10 protein-coding genes are annotated in these 11,039 nt (G+C 61.1%); 9 read left to right on the forward strand and 1 reads right to left on the reverse strand.

Annotated elements, in window-relative coordinates:
* Positions 1–4 precede the first annotated feature (4 nt).
* From EYQ35_03315 to der, 7 genes are read left to right on the forward strand one after another with little or no spacing between them, the layout of a single operon-like run.
* Entirely contained in the window at positions 5–1,615 is a 1,611-nt protein-coding gene (locus EYQ35_03315; GenBank protein ID HIF63168.1) for a citramalate synthase, read from the forward strand.
* Positions 1,612–2,733 carry an aminotransferase class V-fold PLP-dependent enzyme gene (locus tag EYQ35_03320; protein ID HIF63169.1) on the forward strand — a complete coding sequence of 374 codons (1,122 nt, stop codon included), beginning with the start codon at positions 1,612–1,614 and terminating at the stop codon, positions 2,731–2,733. Before EYQ35_03315 ends, EYQ35_03320 begins: the two co-directional genes overlap by 4 nt.
* Positions 2,730–3,854, forward strand: a complete 1,125-nt coding sequence (gene mnmA / locus EYQ35_03325) for a tRNA 2-thiouridine(34) synthase MnmA (GenBank protein HIF63170.1) — start codon at positions 2,730–2,732, stop codon at positions 3,852–3,854. Before EYQ35_03320 ends, mnmA begins: the two co-directional genes overlap by 4 nt.
* Positions 3,845–5,146, forward strand: coding sequence for a tRNA (N(6)-L-threonylcarbamoyladenosine(37)-C(2))-methylthiotransferase MtaB (gene mtaB / locus EYQ35_03330; protein HIF63171.1), 1,302 nt, complete (start codon positions 3,845–3,847; stop codon positions 5,144–5,146). The genes mnmA and mtaB overlap by 10 nt, the downstream gene beginning before the upstream one ends.
* Positions 5,143–5,841, forward strand: coding sequence for a ribonuclease III (gene rnc, locus EYQ35_03335; GenBank protein HIF63172.1), 699 nt, complete (start codon positions 5,143–5,145; stop codon positions 5,839–5,841). The genes mtaB and rnc overlap by 4 nt, the downstream gene beginning before the upstream one ends.
* Entirely contained in the window at positions 5,838–6,752 is a 915-nt protein-coding gene (locus tag EYQ35_03340; protein HIF63173.1) for a GTPase Era, read from the forward strand. Before rnc ends, EYQ35_03340 begins: the two co-directional genes overlap by 4 nt.
* Before the next feature lie 7 nt (positions 6,753–6,759).
* Positions 6,760–8,109 carry a ribosome biogenesis GTPase Der gene (gene der, locus EYQ35_03345; GenBank protein ID HIF63174.1) on the forward strand — a complete coding sequence of 450 codons (1,350 nt, stop codon included), beginning with the start codon at positions 6,760–6,762 and terminating at the stop codon, positions 8,107–8,109.
* A 16-nt stretch (positions 8,110–8,125) separates the two neighbouring features.
* Here the strand turns inward: der and EYQ35_03350 are convergent, their stop codons facing one another.
* Entirely contained in the window at positions 8,126–8,647 is a 522-nt protein-coding gene (locus tag EYQ35_03350; GenBank protein ID HIF63175.1) for a gamma carbonic anhydrase family protein, read from the reverse strand.
* 62 nt (positions 8,648–8,709) lie between these two features.
* Here EYQ35_03350 and guaB point away from each other — a divergent pair, with 62 nt between their 5' ends.
* Together guaB and guaA are read left to right on the forward strand one after the other, a co-directional pair.
* Positions 8,710–10,176, forward strand: coding sequence for an IMP dehydrogenase (guaB, locus tag EYQ35_03355; protein HIF63176.1), 1,467 nt, complete (start codon positions 8,710–8,712; stop codon positions 10,174–10,176).
* A 9-nt stretch (positions 10,177–10,185) separates the two neighbouring features.
* On the forward strand, positions 10,186–11,039 hold an 854-nt coding region (gene guaA, locus EYQ35_03360), incomplete at its 3' end, for a glutamine-hydrolyzing GMP synthase (protein HIF63177.1).

Raw genomic sequence — 11,039 nt, forward strand, 5'->3', positions numbered from 1 at the left:
GACGATGAAACGCAAGATAGAAATCTACGATACCACCCTGCGAGACGGTACGCAGGGGGAAGGGGTGTCTTTCACACTCGAGGACAAGCTGTCCATCACCCGTCGCCTCGACGACTGCGGGATTTCCTGCATCGAGGGCGGCTACCCGGGCTCTAACCCCAAGGACGCTGAGTATTTTGCTCGTGCACGGAAGCTCAAGCTTTCCCAGGCCACAGTAGTGGCCTTTGGCATGACCGCCCGCGTCGGTACGCGGCCGTCGGCGGACAAGAGCCTGCAGCTGCTGCTCCAGGCGGGCACGTCTACCGTCACTATTGTCGGCAAAACCTGGGACCTTCACGTCAAGCACGCGCTGCGGGTTTCTTACAAGGCCAACCTCGAAACCATCCACAACACGATGGAGTTTCTCAAAAAGAGAGTGGACAGGGTCATCTTCGACGCGGAGCACTTCTTCGATGGCTTCAAGGCAAACCCCGAGTACGCGAGGGCCTGCCTCGAGGCGGCGGCAGACGGCGGGGCCGATCTGATCGCGCTTTGTGACACCAACGGTGGTTCATTGCCCGAACAAATCACCCGTGGGTTGACGGCGGCGAGCGAGATCAAAGTGCCACTGGGGATCCACTGCCACGACGATTCGGGGCTGGCCACTGCAAACACCCTCGCCGGTGTGGAGGCGGGAGCCGTACAGGTGCAGGGAACTATCAACGGCATTGGTGAGCGCTGTGGCAACACCAACCTATGTACGGTGGTGCCCAACCTGCAGCTCAAGATGAATCACCGCTGCGTCAGCGCGGCACAGTTGCGGAAGTTCACCGACCTGTCCCATTTTGCCTACGAAGCCGGCAACGCCGAACCACATCGCGGCGACCCGTATACCGGCGCTTCGGCTTTTGCCCACAAGGGCGGAATGCACGTGTCGGCCGTGCAGCGAAACCCGCTCACCTACGAGCACATCGAGCCTCGGCTGGTCGGCAACGAACAGCGCATCCTCGTCTCCGAGCTGTCGGGAAGAAGCAACGTTGAGGCCAAGGCCAGGGAGTTCGGACTGCAGGTCGAAGACCGGGCCGACGAACTCAAGCAGTTGCTCTCGGAGGTCAAGGAACTCGAGAGCATTGGTTTCCAGTTCGAAGGAGCCGACGCATCCTTCGAACTCCTGATGAGAAAAAGCCTTAAGGACAAGCAGCAGTTCTTCAAGTTGCTAGGCTATCGCGTTTCCGATGACAAGCCAGGCGAATCCGAGCCCACCATCGCTGAGGCGACAGTCAAGATCCAAGGTCCTGGCGGCAAGGTGGAACACACGGCCGCCACCGGCGACGGCCCGGTCAACGCGCTTGATCGTGCTCTCAGAAAAGCGCTCGTCAATTTCTATCCCGAGATCGATGACGTGCAGCTGCACGACTACAAGGTCCGCGTTCTAGACAGCGCCGACGGCACAGCGAGCATGGTGCGGGTGTTCATCGAGTCCGGTGACAGCGAATCGCGCTGGGGAACGGTGGGACTTTCGCACAACGTCGTCGAAGCCAGTTGGCAAGCGCTCGTTGACGCCATGGTCTACAAAATACTGAAAGACAAGAAGAGGAGTCGGCAACGGAAAAGGACGTCGCCCACCGTTAAGTGAGCCATTACTTCGACTTCAATGCTGGCTGCCGGATGCGCCCGGAGGTAATTGACTTTGTCGCCGAGCTCCTGGGCAACGATTGCGGCAACCCCTCGAGCATGCACTCGCCGGGCCGGCGCGCGCGCGCGCTGCTCGAAGAAGCTCGCGATTCTACGGCTGTCCTGTTTGGTGTCGCCCCGGACGAGGTCATTTTTACTTCCGGGGGTACCGAGTCCAACAACACGGCCCTCCGAGGTGCGATGGCCCTCGATCCTGCGCTTCAGCTGCTGGTTTCCAGTAGTGAGCACGCGTCTATCTCAGCCGTGGCCGACTATCTCGAAGAGCACGGTCGGCAGGTCCGCAGATTCACGGTAGATGCCGCGGGCCAACTCGACCTTGAGCTGATCGGGCGCGCGAGCAAGGAAGCCCGTAGCTTGCTGGCCCTGTCACTGGCGAATGGCGACACAGGGCACCTGCTTGAACTCGACAAGATCTGCTCATTGCTGGCGCCGGCCACCAGTTTTCATCTCGACCTCGCCCAGGCAGTGGGCCGTATTGCCTTGCGCCTTCCTGCCGAGGTCACCACTGCAGCAGCGTCCTGCCACAAGTACGGGGGGCCACTTGGCTGCGGAGTACTCATCAAGCGCGGCACCGAACTGGAGCCATTGATGGCGGGTGGCGGGCAGGAGCGCGGTGTCCGCGCCGGGACTGAGAACATCGCCGCCATCGCCGGCGCAGGCCTGGCCGCCCGGCTCGCACTGGCCCAGCTCGACGAGGAAGCTTCGAGGCTCAAAGGACTGGCCAGCCTGCTCTGGTCGCTCATCGGCGATCTGCCCTCGATACGCCTTCTGAGCCCCGAGGACGGCTTGCCGGGCACACTGACGGTCGCGCTTGGGGACGTCCCAGCTGACGTCATGATAGCGGGCCTCGACCTTGAGGGTTTTGCCGTATCGAGTGGTTCTGCCTGCGAGGCGGGTTCGCCCGAACCGCCGGCGACCGCGGTCGCGCTGGGCCTTGAGGCCCCGTGGATCCACGGTGTGATACGAATGAGCATGGGCTGGGAGAACAGCAGGGACGATGTTCTTGCGCTGGGCAGCTCGTTTAATGCTGTTGCCGGCAAGGCGAGGATGGCCGCGTGAGCGAGCAGACGCAGAAGACCACCAGGCCGGTAGTAGTGGCGATGAGTGGTGGGGTCGACAGTTCTGTTGCTGCCGCGCTGCTGGTTGAACAGGGGCACGACGTTATCGGCATATCTTTGAGACTCGCACCCGACGATCCTGCGAATACCACTGGTTGTTGTGGTGTGCGCGACTTCGCCGATGCCGCTCGGGTGGCAGCACTGCTCGGTATTCCTCACTACACCATGGACATGAGAACCCAGTTCAAGGAAAAGGTCATGCTGCCTTTCGCTGCCGAATATCTCGCCGGCCGTACACCGAGCCCTTGCGTGCTCTGCAACCGCGAAATCAAGTTCTCGCTGCTCTTTGACCGGGCCAGGGCGCTGGGCGCGACCCGGGTTGCCACCGGGCACTACGCCAGGACGGATAGCAGCGGTAACAGGCTGAGACTTCTCAAGGGCGTTGACGACAACAAGGACCAGAGTTACTTCCTCTTCGAAATGGGGCAGGAGCAACTGGCCCATACCCTGTTCCCGGTCGGTGACCTGTCAAAAACCCAGGTTCGTGAGCACGCGCAGCGCTTGGGGCTGCTGATAGCAGACAAGCCCGAAAGCCACGATATTTGTTTCGTGCCACCCGGCGGCTATGCGGCCGTCGTCGAACGACTCAAGGGCCTCTCTGCCCCCACACCGGGCAAGATCGTAAGCGGGCAGGGCCAGACTCTTGGTGAACACGAGGGTGTCCACCACTTCACAGTGGGCCAACGGCGCGGACTCGGCATCAGCGCAAAGCAACCGCTTTATGTGACCGGGATCAACGCGAGCAATGGCGAGGTGAGGGTGGGCGACCGCGAACAACTGGCCTGCAGCGGGTTGGTGGCCGAAAGGCCCTGCTGGGTTTCCGGCGACGCGCCTCGTGAGGGCTCTCCCGTAGAGGCAAGGATTCGATATCGCCACGCGCCTGTCCCCGCGACGGTGAGCCAGGCAGACGGTAAGCTGACAGCAATTTTCGACGCGCCCGAGGAAGCCGTGGCACCGGGCCAGGCCGTTGTTTTCTACGATGGCGACGAAGTACTGGGCGGCGCTTGGATACAACAGGCGCTGCACTACGAACCTGCCCTGGGTACAGAACAATGCGCGTAGCCATCGCCACACTCGGTTGCAAGGTAAACCAGTACGACGGCGCGGTGATGAGTAATCGCTTCAGCGACAGGGGCTGGCAGAGCGTGGCCTTTTCTGAACCCGCCGATGCTTACGTGGTCAACTCCTGCACTGTGACCGCGCGCGCCGACTCGGACGCCCGCCGTCTCTGTCGCAAGGCTCGCCGTAACTCGCCAAACGCGCGGGTAATCATGACCGGCTGCTACGCCCAGGTCAGCGCCCCCGATGTCGCGGCCCTCGAAGAAGTAGACTACGTGGTCGGCCTCGGAAGGCTTGACGACCTCCTTGACGCAGTCAACGGCGAGCTCGAGGAACGGATCGCCGTGTCGGACTTGAGAAAAACCACCGAGGTGTCGACCCTGGGCCTCGAAAGCTTCCCCGGGCGTGATCGCGCATTCGTTAAAGTGCAGGAAGGCTGCAACTTGTTCTGCACCTTCTGCGTGATTCCAGTTGCCCGCGGACGCAGCCGCAGTGTTTCGCCGCGGCTGATAATCGACGAAATTGAGCGTCTCGCGGCGCGGGGCTACCACGAGGTCGTTCTCACCGGTGTACATCTTGGCGGATGGGGCGCCGACCTTGAACCGGCCGAGAACTTTGCCTTCCTGCTCGAAGCGATTGCCGAGCGGAAGCTGCCCCTCAGGGTGAGGATCAGCTCGTTGGATCCCCCTGAGCTCAACGAGCGGCTGCTCGACGTGATCGCCGAACCCTGTTTCTGCCGCCACCTGCATGTGCCCCTGCAGGCCTGTGACAACGTGATTCTCGAGCGTATGCGACGGCGCTACACCCTGGAGCAGGCCGACAAGTGGCTCGAACGCCTGGCCACCCGCGTGCCCGGCATTACCATCGGTACCGACCTCATCACCGGCTTTCCCTCGGAGAGCAGGCAGCAGTTCGAAGCGGGGCTGGATTATCTCGAAAATTCGCCGGTGGACTACCTGCACGTGTTCCCGTACTCGCGCCGGGATTCTACTTCTGCTTCCAACAGATGGACGGAAATCGAAGCGTCGGAGGTTCACCGCCGCGCAACTGAAGCGCGAGAGCTCGACTCTCGGCTTCGCAACACCTGGCTTTCCAGTCACGTGTCGGCAGCCCCCCCGAAAAGGCTATCCATGCTGGTTGAGAGCGAACGTGACAAGACCACGGGCTTGCTGCGCGGGTATTCCGACGAGTACCTGCCGCTGCTTCTTGACGGCGAGGACTCGGCAAAAGGGCGTCTGATTCCCGTAAACATACACTCGAGACAGGACGAGCGACTCAGGGTGCTGGCAGCGTGACCACCGGCACCGAAAAAGACACGCTCGTCGGCCTGGAATCGCGCATCGGCCACCAGTTTAATGACCGGGAATTACTGGCTGAAGCCATCACCCACCCCTCTCGCGCGGGAGAGACTAAGGCCCGCAGTAACCAGAGATTGGAGTTTCTCGGTGATGCAGTACTCGACCTTCTGCTGGCGCAGGAGCTACTGCTTCAACACCCATCCTGGGACGAAGGCCGTCTCAGCAGGAGCAGGGCCTCGCTGGTCAGCGGCAGGGCCCTGGCTTCACTGGCCGCAGGACTCAGCCTGGGCGACTGGGTCAGGCTCGGACGCGGCGAACGTACGGCCGATGGAAGTATCGCTCCGAGCATACTCGCCGATGCTTACGAAGCCTTGATGGGCGCTGTCTTCCTCGATGGCGGATACGCTGCTGTGCGACAGGTCGTCGCCATTCACTTCGCGGACCGGCTGGACGAAGTCACCACCTCCGACCCCGATCCCAAAACTGCGCTACAGGAACTCACCCAGAAAAATTACGCCGAATTGCCCACTTACGAGACAACCAAAATCAGCGGGCCGGATCACGCCAGGGTTTACGAGGTGGAGGTATTTGTCCAGGCTCGTAGCATGGCCAACGGCAGCGGTCGCAGTCGCAGGGAGGCCGAGCAGGAAGCTGCCGAGCACGCACTCGAGCGACTCTCACGGGAATCATGATCGAAAACAAAACAGGCACAGACAGCGAAGAGACGCTCGATACCCACGCTGGAACGGTCACGCTCGCGGGCGCTCCTAATTCCGGCAAATCTACGCTCCTCAACAAGATCATTGGTCAACGGCTGAGTATCGCCACGCATAAGCCGCAGACCACCCGTAACCGCATTCTCGCGGTACACAACCACGGCAACAGCCAGATGATTTTTCTAGACACGCCCGGCATCCATGGCGAGCGCGGACTCATACATCGGCGTATGCTCGCGGCGGCACGATCGAGCATGGAAGAGGCCGACGTGCTGTGCTGGTTGGTCGCGGCTGACCGCGGACTGCGAAGAACTGATAAGCGAGAACTCTCCGCACTGAGTGAACACCCTCGGGTAATCGTGTTGCTCAACAAGATGGACCTGGTCCGGAGACAGGACCTGCTTCCCTACATGAAGCAGGTTGGCGAACTCGCTCCCAATGCCGAGGTTCTCCCCTTGTCGGCCCGCAAGGGGGAGAACGTAGAGACCCTCCTCGAACTGCTGGCCGGCTACCTTCCCCCGGGCCCCTGGCTATACGGCAAGGACGTTCTCACCGACATGTCCGAACGCTTTTTCGTAGCCGAACTGGTACGCGAGCAGCTGTTTCGGCAACTGGAACAGGAACTCCCTTACCGGGTAGCAGTATCGGTGGAGTCGTGGGAGCGACGCGGCCGTACACTCCACATATCCGTCTGTATCTTTACCGATTCCAAGTCTACCCGTCCCATGATAATCGGCCACGGCGGGGAGAGACTCAAGTCGATCGGCAGCGCGGCCCGCGAAAAAATAGAACGCCTCGTCGAATCCCGGGTACACCTGGAAATCTTCGTCAAGGTAAGGGCCAACTGGCCCAGTGATCCACACTTCCTCGCGGAACAGGGACTCTAAAAAAACTATGCAGAATCGACTCGCAAGAGTGGCCATCGTCGGGCGGCCCAACGTAGGCAAATCTACTCTCTTCAACCGTTTGCTCGGAAGGCGCCGATCGATCACCCTCGATACGCCCGGTGTCACCCGCGACCCGGTATCGGCCTCTGTGCAGTGGGGAGACCGGCGCCTCGAGCTGGTCGATACCGGCGGCCTGGGCGGTGAAGCGGTGATCGAGCTTGCCGAACCCGTGCACCAGCACACCCTGGAAAGCATTGAAGGCGCAGACCTCGCCGTAGTGGTGTTCGATGGCAGGGCCGGCTTGAACCCGCTCGACGCTGAAACAGTAGCCCTGCTGGGACGCGGCCGATTACCCGTGCTTTACGTGGCGAACAAGGTCGAAGGCCCGGCCCAGGAAGACGAGCTCGGAGAGTTCAGCCGCCTGGGAATCGACGAGCCACTGGCGGTGTCGGCAGAACACGGCGCGGGGATCGGCGCCCTCAAGGATGCCATACTCCGGGCTATCCCCGAACCGGAAGAAAACGAAGAGGAGTCTCCCAGGGGAGACTCGGTCTGCCGGGTGGCAGTCGTCGGACGGCCGAACGTAGGCAAATCCTCGCTGGTCAACCGGCTTGCCGGTTGCTCACTGTCGCTGGTGGACGACAAGCCCGGAACTACCCGCGACGTGGTCGACCTCGAACTCAGCCGCGGAGATAAGGACTACCTACTGCTCGATACGGCAGGCATGCGCAGGCCCTCGAAAGTTGATCGCGGCGTCGAAGAACTGAGCGTCGGGCGCAGCGTGGGTGCGGTCAGGCGTGCCCAGGTAGTGCTCATGCTCATCGACCCAATAGAAGGCGTTACCGACCAGGAAGCGAGAATCGCGAACCTGGCCTGGCGCGAGGGCAGGGCGCTGGTGATCGCCGTCAACAAGTGCGACCTGCTTGGCAGCGAGGGAGAAAAGCGACGGCTGGAAGAAACCTTCAGGCGCATTTACGGAAGTCTCTACGCCGCTAAATTCTGCTTCATGTCGGTTCTGACCGGGGAAGGGGTCGATGGCTGCTTCAAGAAAATAGACGCGGCCTATGTGGCTCATTCCCTGAGCGTGAGAACCTCGGAACTCAACTCGATAATCGCCAGGGCGGTCGAAGACAGGCAACCGCCGATAATCGGTCGCGGGCGGCTCAAAATATTATACACAACACAGACCGGGACACGCCCCCTGACGGTCACGCTCTTCGTTAATCGCAGCGGAGTGCCGGAAAACTACCGTCGCTACCTGGAACGCTACCTGCGCGAGCAGTTTGACCTCGAGGGAAGCCCGATTCGCTTGCGCTTCTCAAAAAGATCCTCGCACGGCGACGAACGGCCCGAATAACTCGCGCCTCGAGCCGCTAAACGCCCCGGCCACTGCGAGCGTGTTCAACGGCAAGCGAGGCGTAGCTGTCAACCGTTTCGCTCATCCAGCGTTTTTCTTCGTCGCTCACGTCGCGAACTACGCGCGCCGGCTGACCCATGACGAGTTTACCCGCCGGTACTTCCATGCCGGTGGTGACCAGGCTCATCGCGCCTACGAGCGCGCCTTCACCAATGACCGCGTGGTCGAGAACGATACAGCCGATTCCCAGCAGGGCGCGGTCACCGATGGTGCAGCCGTGGGCTACAACCCGGTGTCCGAGCGTCACCTCGTTGCCGATGGTGGTCGGAGCCTCGTCACGGCTCACGTGGATCATGCACTGATCCTGCACGTTCGTGCGCTCGCCTATCCTGATGTAGCTGACGTCGCCCCTGACAACCGATTGGTACCAGATAGAGGCACCGGCTCCCAGCGAGACATCGCCTATGACTGTAGCTTCGTCGGCCACCCAGGCGGTATCGGGAATACGGGGAAAACTGTCAAGATAGTGCTTGAGCACAGCGAGCGTGCGCAAAAGGCAGCGCGGTTTGATAAGTACGCGGTGGTCGCTTATAAGGCAACATGGAACGGTTGGATGCGCTCCCAGAAGCGCTCACTTTTGACGACGTACTACTCGTCCCCGCGTATTCCGCGATCTTACCGACAGACGCGAACATTTCTTCACGGCTTACGCGCAACCTCGTACTTTCGCTCCCGCTGGTGAGCGCGGCCATGGATACGGTCACTGAATCCCGCATGGCGGTGGCCATGGCCCAGCTCGGCGGGATCGGCTTCGTTAATCGCAACATGTCAATAGAGCAGCAAGCGGCCGAGGTCGCTCGCGTTAAAAAGAGCGAAAGCGGAAAAATAGTGGACCCCGTTGTAGTCGACCCGGCTACATCGCTTCGCGAAGCGCTGGAGATCATGCAGGCCAACGAGATATCGGGGTTACCGGTATGCAAGGATAGTCGCCTGGTGGGTATTCTGACCAATCGTGACGTCCGTTTTGAAAGAAACAAGGACCGGCCCGTCAGCGAAGTAATGACCAGCGAAAACCTGGTTACCGCTGGCCCCGACGTTACCAACCAGGAAGCCACCGACGTCCTGCAGAAAAACCGCATTGAGAAACTGCCCCTGGTGGACAAAGACGGTCGCCTGGTGGGATTGATCACAGTCAAGGACATCCAGAAACAACTGGATTATCCGGGTGCATCAAAGGACTGCCACGGGCGACTTCTCACCGGAGCGGCCGTTGGCGTAGGTGAAGACCGGCTCGACCGTACAGCCGCGCTGGCCGAAGCGGGCGTCGACGTAATCGCCGTCGATACCGCCCACGGGCACACGGCCAACGTGTTAGATACGGTCAAGCTCGTTAAAAACGAGCACCCCGACCTCGAGGTCATTGCCGGCAACGTCGCCACTGCCGATGGCGCTCGAGCCCTTCTCGACTGCGGAGTAGACGGTGTCAAGGTTGGAATGGGCGTGGGCTCTATCTGCACTACGAGAGTGGTGTCCGGGGTAGGCATTCCGCAGCTCACAGCTATCCTCGAAGCACGCTCGGTCTGCGAAGAAGCCGCCGTACCCGTCATAGCCGACGGCGGGCTGAGGTACAGTGGCGACATTACCAAGGCGATGGCCGCAGGGGCGGATTCGGTGATGATCGGCAGCCTACTGGCCGGTACCGAGCAGAGCCCGGGTGAAACGGTGCTTTACCAGGGCCGCAGCTACAAGCTTTATCGTGGCATGGGATCCCTCGAAGTGATGCGCGAAGGTGCAAGTCGAGATCGCTACGGGCTGCAGGAACAGGACCGCCTGAAACTCGTGCCCGAGGGTATCGAGGGCCGGGTGCCCTACAAGGGCGACGTAATGGCGACCATCGACCAGTTGTCCGGTGGCCTTCGTGCCGGGATGGGTTACCTTGGCGCCGGCGACATCTCCGAGTTGCGCGCGAACGCCCGTTTCATGAGGGTATCCCCGGCCGGACTCGCCGAAAGCCACGTGCATGACGTCACCATGACCCGCGAACCCCCCAACTACAGGCGAGAGTAAACAAGCAACGTGATCGCCATACTGGATTTCGGCAGCCAGTACACCCAGCTCATTGCCCGCAGGGTGAGGGAAGCGGGAGTGTACTGCGAAATACTCCCATACAACGTCGAACTTGAACGACTTACCGCCCACGAACCGGCGGCGCTCATCCTTTCCGGCGGCCCGGCGAGCATATATGAAGAGGGCGCGCCCCATCCGCAGCCAGGCGTACTCGACCTCGACCTGCCCATGCTCGGTATCTGTTACGGCATGGGCGTTCTGGTGACGGCAGAAGGCGGAAAAGTAGCGAGCTCCGGCCACAGGGAATACGGCCCGGCACCCCTTACAGTGACGGCGAACGAGGGCTTGTTTTCCGGTTTTAACGGCGCCAAGCCCCGCGTATGGATGAGCCACGGGGACAGACTGGAGAGCCTCCCACCTGGCTGGAGCGCGGTCGCGACGAGCAAAAACTCGCCACTGGCGGCTGCCCAGAGAGACGATGGCCGCCGCCACGTCGTGCAGTTTCACCCCGAGGTAGTGCACACGGAGAGGGGCAGCGACGTACTTTCGAACTTTATGTTCAAGGTCTCCGGACTCAAGAACGATTGGAGCATGGAGAGTTTCGTGGACGCAACAAGTCGACGAATAAAAGAGCAGGTCGGCGATGGCCACGTGATCTGCGGCCTGAGCGGTGGGGTGGATTCTACGGTCACGGCAGCGCTGCTGGAACGCGCAGTGCCGGGCCAGCTAACCTGCGTGTTCGTAAACAACGGACTTTTGCGCAAAGACGAGGCAGACGAAGTAAAGGGTAGGCTCGGCGACTATTTCGGGGCCGATTTTGTATACGTCGACGCCTCGGATCGGTTTCTCGACGCGCTCGCCGG

Source organism: Candidatus Binatota bacterium, assembly GCA_012960245.1.
Lineage (GTDB): Bacteria > Desulfobacterota > Binatia > UBA1149 > UBA1149 > UBA1149.

Coding starts and splice junctions, on each gene's coding strand:
- EYQ35_03315 (HIF63168.1), top strand. CDS start 5: ATGAAACGCAAGATAGAAATCTACGATACCACCCTGCGAGACGGTACG.
- der (HIF63174.1), top strand. CDS start 6,760: ATGCAGAATCGACTCGCAAGAGTGGCCATCGTCGGGCGGCCCAACGTA.
- mtaB (HIF63171.1), top strand. CDS start 3,845: ATGCGCGTAGCCATCGCCACACTCGGTTGCAAGGTAAACCAGTACGAC.
- EYQ35_03340 (HIF63173.1), top strand. CDS start 5,838: ATGATCGAAAACAAAACAGGCACAGACAGCGAAGAGACGCTCGATACC.
- guaB (HIF63176.1), top strand. CDS start 8,710: ATGGAACGGTTGGATGCGCTCCCAGAAGCGCTCACTTTTGACGACGTA.